The organism is Actinomycetota bacterium (genome assembly GCA_019347575.1).
In the GTDB taxonomy this organism is placed as follows: Bacteria; Actinomycetota; Nitriliruptoria; order Nitriliruptorales; family Nitriliruptoraceae; genus JAHWKY01.
In genome coordinates this window covers 54,242-67,641 of the sequence record JAHWKY010000028.1, presented here as the reverse complement: position 1 = coordinate 67,641, position 13,400 = coordinate 54,242, and the positions used below count along the sequence as shown (strand labels likewise).

Genomic DNA, 13,400 nt, shown 5'->3' with positions numbered 1-13,400 from the left:
CATGTCGTGGACGAACGACGACGTCAGCCCGATCTCCGGCTGCGCGACGTCGTGGTCGTTGAGGTCGTACTCGGCGATCAGGCGTGGCCGCTTGGGGTTGGTGATGTCGAGGATGTCGACGTCGGGCCACTCGATGTTGTCCACGATGACGACGTAGGCGTTGTCGCCGGTGTCCCACGCGAACGCGCTGTGGATCTCGTGGGTGTCCGCGAACCCGCGGTCGCCGAAGTGCGACGAGAGCTGCATCGGATTGGTCGGATCGGTCACGTCCCACAGCACGACCCCGCCCTTGCCCTGGGGGCCGCACTGCTCGCTGTTCATCACGAGCATGTCGCCGCTGAAGGACTGCGTCGTGATCTCGACGACCTGCATCCCCTCGCCGGGGCGCGAGTCCTGGTGCATCGGGATGAAGCCCGCCATCACCGGGTTCTCGAGGTCGTGGATGTCGACGACCCACGCGCCAGCGTCGGGTCCGCCGCTCTCGGCGTTGGCGTCGCACTCGGGGCGGCCCCAGTTGGCGAGGTAGGCCCAGTTCCCGTCGGGCGAGACGGCGACGTCCGCGACCAGCTCCGGCGTGTCGGTGACGCGCAGATCGCTGACGTACTCGAGGTTGCCCCAGGCGCCGGACCCGGCGAGGTGTCCGGTATCGGGACCGTGCTGGGCCGGGTGCGCGCCCACCGGCAGGACCAGCGTGGCGGTCAGCGCCAGAGCGGCGCAGAGGCTGACAACGATCGTGCGTCCCCGCTTCATCGCTTCACCGTCCTGTGTCGAGGTGGCGGGGGAGACTAGTCACATCGGGCCAGTGCGGAACCCGGTGTACGGAGGGCGCACGATGGCGCGGTCGGCGTTAACAGCACCGCCGACGCAGCTGCTCGGCTCAGCGTTCCCAGGCCAGGCGGCGCAGCTCCTCGGAGGCCGCGAACAGCGCGTCCTCGACGGGGCGCTGGGGCATCGGGGCGGCCCCGATCGCGACGTCGAAGGCCGCCCCGACGGTGTGCTCGCTGACCTCGCCGTAGCCGACCTTGGGGTAGAAGGCGAAGGGCGTGGGGTTCACCTCGGGGATGCAGAGGATCACCTGCGACCCGTCCCACCTCGAGTCGTGCTCATGGGGGTCCGCGGTCCGGCGGATCACCTCGTGAAACTCCAGTGCGGTGAGGCGTCCGTCCGAGAGCGGCCCGGTCTCGGGCCAGTTCGCCTCGTCGTCGAGCACGACCAGCGCCCCGTCGCGGAACCCCGCGGTGTCGCCGACGTGGCGGCGGATGCGAAGCAGCAGCTCGGCGGCGTAGCCGGTCGTGCGGGGCGACGCGCTCGACGTCCCCCCGAAGGTGGCGGTCCCGAAGCTGTTCGCGGCGGCCGAGACCGTCCCGTAGCCGTCCATCGCGACGTGCGGGTCAGGGTTGGAGTAGTCGGCGTAGCCGCAGTTGTCGACCGCCCCAGCCGCGAGCACGCCCCGCGGGCCGGCGTGGGGACTGGTCTCGGTCGGCTCCGCGTAGAAGTTGCCGCCCGCGCTGACGACGAGCTTGCCCCGCTCGACGGCGTACTCCACCGCGTCGGGGTGGCCGTTGTAGCCGGCGGGGTTGGGCCCATCGGCCAGCGGCACCGGGTTCTGGATGTTGGTGTGGATGATGTCGATCCAGCTCTGGTCAGCGGCCCAGCGCAGCAGATCGGCGTTGGCGGCGTAGATGTCCGAGGCGCTGCCGCCGTCGACGGTGCGGTCGAGGATCACGACCCACGCCTCGGGCGCCATGCCGAGCTCGGTGCCGGCGATCTGGCTCGACGCCTGCGCCCCGTGGCCGTGCGACGAGCCGCCGGGGTCGAACACGGGGCGGGAGTCGCCGACCGCGGACCGCGCCCCGACCAGGTTGGTGCCGGGGAACCACGCGAGGTCGGGCCCGAGCTGGCTCAGCTCGGCCTCGGAGGCAGCCACCGAGGCTTCGAAGCTCGTGGGGTCGATCGTGAGGTCGATCGCCTCCGACCCCTGCGGGTAGCCGGGCAGGAAGCGGGAGGGGTGGTAGGGCTGGTCGCGCTGCCACGCCGGATGGAAGGGGTTGGCACCCGTGTCCAGCGTGGCGACCACGACGTAGGGCTCGAGCACCGCGGGATCGAGTGGGCCCGGTGCCGCCGGGTCGGCAGCGACGGTCGAGGTGGATGCCAGCGCGGCGACCGCCAGCATCCCCGTCGCAAGCAGGCGGACCGTTCGCATCGCGTCTCCCCTCGAGCATGGCGAGAGGCTTCGACGCCCGCCGCGTGGGTTCCTCCGCCATCGGTAGAGTTGAGTGCGATGGGCACCACGATCGATGCGTGGTGACCACGGAACAGGTTCACGGCCCGCGGCTCCAGGCGGCACCGGTGCTCGCCGCCGAGATCCTCTCCTCCACGTCACACGAGCGCGACCTCGTCACGAAGTCGGCCGAGTACGCCGCCGCCGGCCTCGCCTGGTACTGGATCGTCGATCCCGACGAACCGGCCGTGCTCGTGCTGCGCAACGTCGAGGGCTTGTTCCAACGCCACGCGCGAGCGTCCGGAGATGATCCGTTGCGGGTCGATCAGCCGTTCCCGGTCGCGCTGCGCCCCGCCGACCTCGCCATCTGAGCCCCGTCCGGCGCTGCCGCGGACGGGACGTGCACGGGGGTCGGGGCGCTGCGGCCGCGGAGCTGCTCGGTCCCGGCGGGTGACCAGCGGTCCCGTTCGCCTGCTGCGCGCTCGACGCTGCGGCTACTCGCGAGCACGCATCCCGGCCGCTCCTTGGCGACCTCGCACAGCCGCGCGGCCTCGTTGACGGGATCGCCGATGACGGTGAACTCGTAGCGATCCTCGGTGCCCACGTTGCCGGCGACGACCTCTCCGGTCGAGACTCCGATGGCGGCGCTGAGGCCAGCCTCGGCGAGCGGTCCGCTCGCCAGCGCCTCCGCCATCCGTCGCGCTGCCCTCAGGCCGCGCTCGGCGTGGTCGGTGCCGCCCTCGGGCGGGCCGAAGACGCACAGCGCCCCGTCGCCCGCGAACTTGTTCACCCAGCCGCCCTCGCTCGCCGCGGACGAGACGACGATCCCGAAGAAGTCGTTGAGTCGCGCGACCACCTCCTCCGGCGAGTGCCGCTCGGCGAACGCGGTCGAGGCCACGACGTCGACGAACAGCGCGGTCGCCTCGGCGCGCTCGCCGCCGAGCTCCACGCCCCGATCGAGCGCACGGCGTGCCACCTCCGCGCCGACGTGGCGGCCGAACAGGTCCTCGAGGCGACGGCGCTCGCGCAGCCCCGTGATCATGCGGTTGAAACCAGCCTGCAGCTCGCCGATCTCGGACGCGTCGTCGAGCGTCACCTCCACGTCGAGGCTGCCCGCCTCGACCTCGCTCATCGCCTGCCGTACGCGTGTGAGCGGAGCCGCCACCGACCGCGATGTCGCGACGACGAGCACGAACGTGAAGCCACCCCACACGATGCCGAACAGGGGCAGCAGGTCCACGAGGGCGATGACGTCGTCCACCGGGCGACCGAGCAGCAGGATCACCAGCGACACGGCGGGTATGACCGCCGCGAACACCCAGGCCAGGATGATGCGGGGCGCGACGCCGACCCGGCTCCCGCCGATGTCGGGGTGGGCATCGAGAGCGAGCGTGGTCAGCGGTCTCGCTACCCGCTCCGTGACGAGGTAGACCAACGCCGCGGTCGTCAGTCCAGCGGCGAACACGGCGGTGTCGGCACGGAGCGCGTCGCCGAAGCTGGCATCCATGGCCAGGCCGAGGCCACCGAACAGGGCCGCGGCGATGGTCCACGCGATCGAGCTCGCCTTGGCCAGTCGCCACGGCAGGCTGAGTACGCTCCGCGCCGTGTCGGCCGGCATCGGCTCTCGCGTCCGCGCCCAGTCCGCGACGGGGCGGGTCAGCCACGTGACGTAGGCGACCTCGAGCGGGACGGCGACGACCGTGATGGCCACGAAGGTCAGGACCTGCACGGGGCGCGGCACCTGCGGGAGCACGGCCGGGGCGACGAAGTTCGACAGGAAGCCGATCGTCGCCATGGCGAGGTTGGTGCCGACGACCGCGACGACGAGCTGCGCCCGCACCCCGCGCACCCGCCCCGCCAGAGCACTCACGTCACCGGCCTCGTCCGCTGCCGCCCCCAGTCAAGCCGATGGGCGGGGCATCATCGTCCCCGCGCCCCGCATCCCCCGCTGCGTGGAGACCTGGCCTCACATGTGAGCACAACCCTCCACGGAGCGGGGGGCGGGGACGGGGGTGGGCCGAGGCCTCCGGCGGACGGGGCGCCGGGCGGGGGCGGGCCAGCCATCCCACGCGGAAGGGCCGGCCCCGTGGGGCCGGCCCTCCTGCGTGTAGGTGTCAGGGACTAGGAGATGGCCGCTTGGACCTGTTCCTCCATCTCCTCCGGGATGGCGGCGAAGCCACCCAGCAGGTCCACATCCGTGAACGGCTTGTGGTCCTCGATGTAGTCGAAGGTCTCGTCGCTGAAGCTCGCGTCGAACGGATCGATGAGCATCAGGATCGAGCCATCCCGTGCGACGGCAGGTCCGGCGGCAAGGGCGTCCGGCCAGTTCTTGCCGGTCGCCAGCCACAGGAAGTCGTCGTTCAGGCCGGCATCGATGGCCAGGTCAGCGACCAGCTGCGCGGTGTGGTAACGGTCCACCCCGTCGAGCCGATCGACGTCACCGACGATCGAGTCGATCTGCGCCTCGACGTTGGCGTTCACCGCGACCTCACCACCGACGATCGTCGCGTTCGCCACGCCCTGGAGGGCGCGTGCCGTCGGCTGCGTCGTCTCGTCCGTCCTCACCAGCAGGATCGGCTGGACCTGGTGGGCGGCGAGGTACGACACCGACAGCGGATCGGGGAAGCCGCGGAGCGGGTCAGGATCCTGACCCTCTGCCACGTAGACGTTCTCGGCCGACTCGCCCGTGATGTCCTCGATCTCGGCCTTGATCTCCTCCGCGGTCTCGAACCGGTCGATACCGCCGACCCGGGTGACGTTGTCCTCGTCACCGATCGTCGTCTGCTCCGCCAAGCCACCGATGACCGCGGGGTGGATGGCGTCCACCTCGCCGAGCACGTAGGCCTGGGTCGCGCCGAGACGGTTGATCTCGGCAGCGGTACGACCGTCGAGGCCGTCGCTGGCGGTCAGCAGGACCGGAGCATCGACGAGGTGTGCGAGCACGCTGCCGGCCAGGGCGTCGGCGTACAGACCCGGCGCCTCCTGACCCCGACGTGCGATCACCACGGTGTCCGCCCCGTGGGGGAACACCGAGCGTGAGACCCGGATGGCGGTCGCCGTCCGGTCATCGCCGTCGAAGCGGTCGGTCTCCGTCTCGTCGACCGTCACCGTCAAGACACCGGTCGCGCACACACCCGACTCGTGACAGACCTCGTAGTACACGGTGTCCGTGCCGCGGAAATGCGCCTTCGGCTGGTAGAGGATGCTGCCGGTCTGCGTCGCCGCGTTCGGCGACCACGTCACCCGTTCTACCTCGAGCTCGTCGCTCGGGGAGTCGTTCTCGGTGACGTCGACCACGATCGGCTGATCTTCCTCCGTGTCGGCCTCGTCGTCCACGATCGTGAAGATCGGCTCCGCCGTGAGCGGATCGTTGAACCGGATCAGCTCACCGGTCATCTCGCCCGGCTCGGCGAGGTCATCACCGGGGCACACGCTGCAGTTGGTGATGTACAGGTCGCCGTCGGCTCCGAAGGCCATGCCGCCGGGCGCCATCAGGTCCTCACCGCCGAGCAGCACCTCGCGGTGGCCGCTCTCGTTGATGCGGATCAGCGACCCGGAGAAGTTGCCGCCGAACTCGGCGTCGATCAGCGAGCCCTCGAAGATCTGCAGCACGTACAGCATCCCGTCGGGTCCGACCTCGACGTCGATGATGCTGCTGAGCCCGTCTTGGCGAACGGTCAGGTCGAAGGCGGGATCACCGCTCTCGGTCTCCGTGAGGTTCCACACGTTGGCGGAGCCTGCGGGAGCGGCGAAGCCACCCAACTGACCGACGAGGTAGTTGTCGGGGTCGGCGGGGTCAGGACGGATCTGGGTCGGGACCGGCTGCGCCGAGAACGGGGTACCCGGCGGGGCGTCGAAGAAGTCCGGAGCGAACGCCGGGATCGGCGGCAGCACCGCCGCGGTGTCGATCTCCGCGGTGTCCGCGCTGGAGTCGAGCGGCCAGGCCTCGGGACCGGTCGGGCACGTGTCCGGGGTGCACGAGTCGAACAGCATCTGGAGCACGTCGTTGCCGCCCGCGTCGACGGCCAGGACCTCCTGCTGCGTCAGTGCGGCGCCGGCGTACACCGAGTAGGGGTTGGAGTCCGGCTCCTCGCTCTCGTCGGGGTTGTTGTTCGCCTCGTAGTCGGCGAGGTCGGCGACGGTCTCGTTGTTGTTGTCGGGGTCGGCTCCGGCGGGATCGACCGCTTGCAGCGTGCCGAAGAGGTTCCAGGCGGGGTCGTCGGGGCGCATCTCGGGGTTGGCTCCGAGCCCGATCGGGGTGTAGATCCAGCCGTCGTCGCCCAGCCACACGTCGTGCGGTCCGGTCGCGAACCAGCCGTTCTCGTTCTCGTCCGGGGTCCCGGGCTCGTCGCCGCCGTCGTAGGAGGGCAGGTTGGCGATGCGCGTCACCGCGGCATCGCCCACCAGCGGGACGTCCACTTGGGTGACGTGGCCGGTGTCGTCACGGCACAGTTGGAAGTCCGGCTCGTCGGGATCGGGCTGGATGCACGCGGCTCCCTCATCCGCGGGGTCACCGCCCACGCCAGCCTCCGCCACGTAGAACTCGGCGCGGTTGGCCTCTGCGTCGATATCGGGGCCAGGCAGCGCGAACACGCCCCGTGGGTTGTTGAGTCCGTCGGCGATCACGTCGATGTGCTGATCGGCACCCGCCAAGGTCGCTGGGAGCAGCGCCATCGCGAGCGCGAGCACGCTCACCAGCACGGGTAGCCGGGATACACGGCGCAGTTGCATGTCATCCCTCCATGAGGGCCCCTCGTCGGAGCCGTCGTCTCCACTGGGGCGGATCACGCACCCAGCCTTTTCGGTGGATCGGGTGGAACCTACCGAGAGTGCGGACGACCGCGGTCAGCCGGGCCACGGTCGGTCGGCCAGGGTGGCCTCGGCGTGCGTCCGGTCTCGACGCCCCGCATCGTAGGCTGCGCCCCGATGACAACCACCCCGCTCTCCGCCGCGCGCGTCCGCGACGTCACCGTCGCGAGCCTGCTGCTCGTGGTCACCTCACCGCTGCTCGTGGCCATCAGCATCGCGATCCTGGTCACGATGGGTCGACCGGTGTTCTTCGTCCAGCAGCGCCCCGGCCTCCACGGCGAGCCGTTCCGGCTGGTGAAGTTCCGCACGATGACGCTGAAGCGGGGCGACGACGGCGAGCTGCTGCCCGACGAGCAGCGGCTGACGGGCGTCGGGCGGTTCCTGCGCGCGACCAGCCTCGACGAGCTGCCCGAGCTGTGGCACGTGTTCACCGGCGAGATGAGCCTGGTCGGCCCGCGGCCGCTGCTGCCCGAGTACCTCGACCTGTACAGCCCGGAGCAAGCCCGCCGTCACGAGGTGCCTCCCGGCATCACCGGCCTCGCCCAGGTCGAGGGCCGCAACGCGCTGGACTGGGAGGAGCGCTTGGCGCTCGACGTGAGGTACGTGGAGGAGCGCTCGTTCTGGCTCGACGTGCGGATCCTGGCGCGAACGCTCGTCGCGGTGCTGACGCGCCGCGGCGTGCGCCAGCCCGGCCACGCCACCTCGGAGCGCTTCCGCGGCAGCGGCGAGCACGGCGGCAGCGCCCGGTGACCGGCGAGCACCCGCGCGCCGATCCGCCGCGCGCCGAGACTGCACACACCGAGCCGGCACGGAGCGGCCCACCCGCGGTGGCACCGACCGGGAGCGCCCCGACGCCCCGACGCCCGTCCCGGCGCGAGCTGCGTCGTCAGCACCTCGTCCGACGGCGCCGCTGGCGCGTCGGCATCGTGGCGGTCGCCGTGCTGGTCGCCGTCGCCGCGGTGCTGCTGCTGCTCGACACGCTCGCCGCGCGATCGGCCCTGCTCGACGCGAGGACCGCGATCGCCAACGCCCGCACCGCGATGGCCGACGTCGACCTCGAAACGGCACGGCAGGAGGTCGCTCGCGCCAGGGGGCGCATGGCGGATGCGCGCGACCGCACCGACGGTCCGATCTGGTCGGCGGTCGGGGCGGTCCCGCTGGTCGGCCGCAGCACCGAGACCTTCCGACGCGTCGTGGACGTCGGAGCCGCGGCCGTCGCGGTCGGCGAGGCCGCGCTCGACGACGCCGAGGTGCTGGTCGGCGAGGACGGGGCGTTGCGGGTGTCGGTGTCGGACGGGGTGGTCGACCTCGCCCCCCTGCGCGAGGCGGACGCCGCGCTCGGGGACCTGCCCGTCGACGCGTTGCGAGCGGCGCGCGCCGACCTCGCCGCGGTCCCGGCCACATGGGTGCCCGGTATCGTCCGCGACGGCCGTGCCACCGCGCTGCAGCTCGCCGACGAGGCCCTTCGCACCCTCGAGCACGGCCGGCTCGTCACCACCGCGCTGCCGCCGTTCCTCGGAGCCGACGGTCCGCGCCGCTACCTGCTCGCGATGCAGAGCAACGGCGAGCTACGTGGCACCGGCGGGCTGCTCGGCTTCATCGCGGTCCTCAGCGCCGACCGCGGGCGCCTGGAGCTGACCGAGCCGCAGGTCCACGAGGCGCTCGATGAGGCGATCGCGAAGCGCACGCTCGACCCCATCGACGAGCCCGGCTTCCTCACCGGCGATCACACCGACACGGTCCCGACCTCCCCGGAGTTCGAGGCCCGCTACGGCCACGTCGCCGCAGCGGGCTTCTTCAGCAACGTCAACGTCGACCCTGACCTGCCCACGACCGCCGAGGTCATCCTGGACCTGTACGAGGACCGCACCGGCGACCGCCTCGACGGCGTCATCGCGGTGGATCCGATCGGCGCCGAGCAGCTGATGTCGGTCATCGGACCGCTCGAACTGCCGGACGAGGCCATCGATCCCCGGCGGCCGCTCCCACGCCGTGTGCCGCCGGCGGCAGTTGCCGACGTCGCCCTGATCGACATCTACGAGATCGCCGGGTCGGAACACAGTGAGGTCCGGCGGGTCTACAGCCAGGCGTTCGCGCAGGCCGTCTTCGACACGCTGCTCGGCGGTGGCTGGGACGGCGTCGCGGTGGGCGACCAGCTGGCACTCGCCGCCGCGGGCCGTCACCTCCAGCTGTTCAGCCGCGACGAGGAGGAGCAGGCGGCGTTCGAGGCGCTCGGCATCGCCGGCAAGCTCGACGCCCCGACCCCCGCCGTAGCTGGCGCCCCGACATCGGATCTGCTGGCGGTCACCGCGAACAACGCGACCGGCGGCAAGCAGGATGTCCACCTCGGCCACCGCATCAGCGGCACGTACCGGCTGACCCTCGTGCCCGGCGCCGACGGCACCGCGAGTGCCTGGCGCGAGGCGACGGTGCGCACGACGGTGGTCAACCCGCTGCCCCGGTCGGGGATGGACCTGTACATCATCGGCAACTGCCTCGTCGGGACGGCCGAGAACGCGTGCTTCGAGGGCCCGCCCGGACTCAACCGGACCTGGTTCACGGTCTGGACTCCCGAGGAGGTCGCCGTCCGCGGAGCGACCGGGCCGGACGGCACGGTGCCGCTGGGCACGGGACGGATCCACGGCGAGCACGCCATCGATCACTTCCTCGAGACCCCGTCGGAGTCGGAGAACTGGTTCGAGGTGAGCTTCGACGGCGACGTGCAGCTCACCGCCGAGGGCGGGGACCTGACCTACGAGCTGACGTGGTGGCGGCAGGCCAAGGCCATCCCCGACCACCTCGACCTGACGATCGAAGCGCCCGACGGCTGGCAGATCGCCGAGGCGACGGTCGCGGGCGGCGGCAGCGGCGAGGGCATGGGCGCGCTCGGCGACGGCGACCCCGTGACCATCGAGGTCGAGGACGGGCGGGCGAGGCTGGTCGGGGCGGCGACCGCCGACGTGCACGTGCGCGTGCGGTTCAGCAAGCCGCTGCTGCGTCGGGTATCGGACTGGCTGACGAGCCCGTGGTGAGGGTCAGTCCCGACGTGAGCCCTCGCCGGCTCCGACGTCGGTGACGTCGGTAACGTCGGTGGTGCGGATCGGGTCGGGGTCGTACTCGGGCACGATCCGACGCAGGACCTCACGCACCGGCTCGGGGTCGACCGTGTCCTCGAGCGCGAGGATGGCGACCAGGTCCTCCTCGACCGTCGACCACTCGGCCTCCGGGGAGTGGCCGATCCAGACCTTGGGATGGCGTGTCCGGGTGGCGTGCTCCTCGTCGAGGGCGATCTCCTCGAACATCTTCTCGCCGGGGCGCAGGCCGGTGAACTCGATCTCGATCTCGTCACGGGTGAAGCCCGACAGGCGGATGAGATCCTCCGCGAGGTCGACGATCCGGACGGGGTCACCCATGTCCAGCACGAGGATCTCGCCCGGCTCTCCGATCGCCGCCGCCTGGAGCACGAGCTTGGCCGCCTCGGGGATGGTCATGAAGTAGCGCTGCATCGCGGCATCGGTCACCGTGACCGGCCCCCCCGCGGCGATCTGCTCGTTGAAGATCGGGATGACGCTGCCAGCGGAACCCAGCACGTTGCCGAAGCGGACGCTGACGTAGGGCCGCCCGGACGTGCTCGCGAGGTGCTGCACGTAGCGCTCTGCCACGCGCTTGGTCGCTCCCATCACCGAGGTGGGGTTGACCGCCTTGTCGCTGGAGATGAGCACGAACCGGTGCACCCCCCGCTCGAGCGCGAGGTCGGCCAAGGTGCGCGTGCCGGCGATGTTGTTCTTGACGGCCTCACCCGCGTTCGCCTCCATCATCGGCACGTGCTTGTGCGCCGCGGCGTGGAACACGGTGGTGGGTCGGTGGTGCAGCAGCACCTGATCGATGCGCTCGGTGTCGCACACGTCCGCGATGCACGGCACCACATCGAGCTCGGGGAACGCTGCTCCGAGGTCGCGGTGGATGTCGAACAGCGCGTTCTCGGCACGTTCGACCAGCACGAGCTGGCGGGGCCGGAACCGCGCGAGCTGGCGGCACAGCTCGGCGCCGATGCTCCCCCCGGCGCCGGTGACCACCACGACATCGTCCGCGACGATCGACTCGATCGCGGAGATGTCGAGATCCACGGGGTCGCGACCCAGCAGGTCCTCGATCGCGACCGGTCGGATCCGCGACAGGCTGACCTGACCGTCGACGATCTCGTAGAGGCCGGGGACGATCTTGGTGGGCAGGTCGAGTTCGTCGCACAGCTCCACGATCCGGCGGATGTCCTCGCGCGACACGTTGGCCATGGTGATGATGGCCTCGTCGACGGCGTGCTCGCGCACCAGATCGGGCAGGTCGGCGGTCGTGCCCAGCACCGGGACACCGTGGATCAGGGCGCGCTGCTTGGCCGGGTCGTCGTCCACGAACCCGAGGGGGCGGTAGCCCAGGTCGGGGTGGGACGTCAGCTCGCGCGCGACGAGCACACCGGCCCGCCCCGCTCCGATCAGCAGGGCCCGACTCGACTCCTCGGACATGCGGTGGCTGACGCGCTCGCGACGCTCGACCTGCATGCGGCGGGCGGCGCGGGCGCCGATGAGCAGGATCGTGACCAGCATGACGTCGATGCCGAGGACGCCCCAGGGGATCAGCAGGTGACGCGCGGCGGGAGCGGCATCGCCGAGAGCGGGGGCGAACGAACGCAAGATCATCAGGATCCCGGTCGCCATCGCCATGGCCCAGGCGATGCCGAGCACCTCGCCGAGGCTGGTGTAGCGCCAGGAGTAGCGGTCCACCTGCCAGGCGTGCAGCAGCAGGTACTTGAGCAGCACGACGTAGGGCAGGGTGAGGACCAGCCGGGTCACCATGTCCTGCGGCACGTCGAACTCGAAGCGCAGCTCGAACGCGAGAACGTACGCCCCGACGAGCAGGCCGATGTCGATGGCGCTGCGGATCGTCCTCGTCAGCCGCGCGTTCATGCCGCCCGTTCCCTCGGGCCCCCCGTTGGTGCCGCGACCGAGCCTAGCGTTCTGAGTCGATGCTCACCGCGACGGGCGCGCGTCGGGAGCTGACTGATCGCGGGCGCCCGGCTGTCACTTCGACGCGAGGGCAGATGCCACCTCCCCGGCGACCTCCTCGACCTCGGCGTCGGTCAGCGCCGAGCCGCTGGGCAGGCACAGGCCGCGCTCGAACAGGCCCGCTGCCACCTCGCCGCCCCGCACCCGACAGTCGGCGAACACCGGCTGCAGGTGCATCGGCTTCCACACGGGGCGGGCCTCGATGCCGCGCGCGACGAGGTGGGTCCGGAGGTGTTCGCGGTCCGTGCCGGCAACCTCCGGATCGATCGTGATGCAGGTGAGCCACGCGTTGCTGTCCTCGAGTAGCGGCATGAAGTCCAAGCTAGCGGTGTCGCCGAGCAGCTCGCGGTAGCGGGCGTTGATGGCGCGCCGCCGCGCGACGCGGTCCTCGAGGTGGCGCAGCTGTCCCCGGCCGACCGCGGCGAGCAGGTTGGACAGCCGGTAGTTGAACCCGACCTCGGCGTGCTCGTAGTGGGGCGCGGGTTCCCGCGCCTGGGTCGCGAGCTGGCGGGCCCGCTGCGCCACGTCCTCGTCGTCGGTCACCAACGCCCCGCCCCCGCTGGTGGTGATGATCTTGTTGCCGTTGAACGACAGCACGCCGAGGTCGCCGAAGGTGCCGGCGTGGCGGCCGTCGCGGGTGGCGCCCACGGCCTCGGCGGCGTCCTCGATGACGGGGATGCCGCGTTCCTGGGCGAGGGGCACGATCGCGTCGTAGTCGGCGCACTGCCCGTACAGGTCGACGGGGAGGATCGCGGCGAGCGGGGCGCCGGCCGACTCGGCGCGGGCCAGCTCGTCGGCGAGCAACTCGGGGTCGAGGTTCCACGTCGCCGCGTCGGCGTCGATGAACACCGGCTCCGCCCCGACGTAGCGCAGCGCGAAGGCGCTCGCCGCGAACGTGAGCGTCGAGGTGGCGACACGATCGCCGCGACCGATGCCCGACAACAGCAGCGCGAGGTGGAGCGCCGCGGTGCCACTCGACAGCGCGACCGCGTGCGCGCTGCCGATCGTCGCGGCGAGCTCCTTCTCGAACGCGTCGACGTGCGGGCCGAGCGGGGCGATCCAGTTGGAGTCGAACGCGTCGAGCAGCAGCTCGCGTTCGTCGTCTCCGACGTGGGGTGGCGACAGCCAGATCCGGAAGCCCATCGGGGCGCACGCTAACCGCCCCACACCCCGCTGCCTGCGACACCCCGCCGCGGGCGACGCCCCGCCGCGGGCGACGCCCCGCCGCGGGCGACGCCCCGCTGCGTGGAGGGTCGTGCTCACCAGTGAGGCCAAGTCTCCACGGAGCGGGGCGCGGGATGCACGGTCGC

At 71.5% G+C, this 13,400-nt stretch carries 9 protein-coding genes; 3 read left to right on the top strand and 6 right to left on the bottom strand.

Annotated elements, in window-relative coordinates:
- A partial coding sequence (locus KY469_16965) for a hypothetical protein (protein ID MBW3664792.1) occupies positions 1-750 on the bottom strand: 750 nt, incomplete at its 3' end.
- Positions 751-877: 127 nt separating this feature from the next.
- Positions 878-2,203 (bottom strand): S8 family serine peptidase, encoded by a 1,326-nt coding sequence (locus KY469_16960; protein MBW3664791.1) that lies wholly within the window; start codon positions 2,201-2,203, stop codon positions 878-880.
- A gap of 98 nt (positions 2,204-2,301) precedes the next feature.
- On the opposite strand from KY469_16960, the gene KY469_16955 reads away from it, so the two are divergent.
- A complete protein-coding gene (locus KY469_16955) occupies positions 2,302-2,592 on the top strand; it encodes a Uma2 family endonuclease (protein ID MBW3664790.1) in 291 nt (96 codons plus the stop codon).
- Here KY469_16955 and KY469_16950 read toward each other — a convergent pair.
- Together KY469_16950 and KY469_16945 are read right to left on the bottom strand one after the other, a co-directional pair.
- A complete protein-coding gene (locus tag KY469_16950; GenBank protein ID MBW3664789.1) occupies positions 2,547-4,091 on the bottom strand; it encodes an adenylate/guanylate cyclase domain-containing protein in 1,545 nt (514 codons plus the stop codon). The genes KY469_16955 and KY469_16950 overlap by 46 nt on opposite strands.
- Before the next feature lie 251 nt (positions 4,092-4,342).
- Positions 4,343-6,952: a ScyD/ScyE family protein gene (locus KY469_16945; GenBank protein ID MBW3664788.1), complete on the bottom strand. Its 2,610-nt coding sequence runs from the start codon at positions 6,950-6,952 to the stop codon at positions 4,343-4,345.
- 195 nt (positions 6,953-7,147) lie between these two features.
- Here KY469_16945 and KY469_16940 point away from each other — a divergent pair, with 195 nt between their 5' ends.
- Positions 7,148-7,780 (top strand): sugar transferase, encoded by a 633-nt coding sequence (locus KY469_16940; GenBank protein ID MBW3664787.1) that lies wholly within the window; start codon positions 7,148-7,150, stop codon positions 7,778-7,780.
- 77 nt (positions 7,781-7,857) lie between these two features.
- Positions 7,858-10,062, top strand: a complete 2,205-nt coding sequence (locus KY469_16935) for a DUF4012 domain-containing protein (GenBank protein MBW3664786.1) — start codon at positions 7,858-7,860, stop codon at positions 10,060-10,062.
- Between the two features lie 3 nt (positions 10,063-10,065).
- Here KY469_16935 and KY469_16930 read toward each other — a convergent pair whose 3' ends face one another.
- Together KY469_16930 and KY469_16925 are read right to left on the bottom strand one after the other, a co-directional pair.
- A complete protein-coding gene (locus tag KY469_16930; GenBank protein MBW3664785.1) occupies positions 10,066-11,991 on the bottom strand; it encodes a polysaccharide biosynthesis protein in 1,926 nt (641 codons plus the stop codon).
- A 114-nt stretch (positions 11,992-12,105) separates the two neighbouring features.
- The gene (locus tag KY469_16925) at positions 12,106-13,233 is read right to left on the bottom strand and encodes an aminotransferase class I/II-fold pyridoxal phosphate-dependent enzyme (GenBank protein MBW3664784.1); all 1,128 of its coding nucleotides are present in this window, start codon (positions 13,231-13,233) and stop codon (positions 12,106-12,108) included.
- Positions 13,234-13,400: the final 167 nt, after the last annotated feature.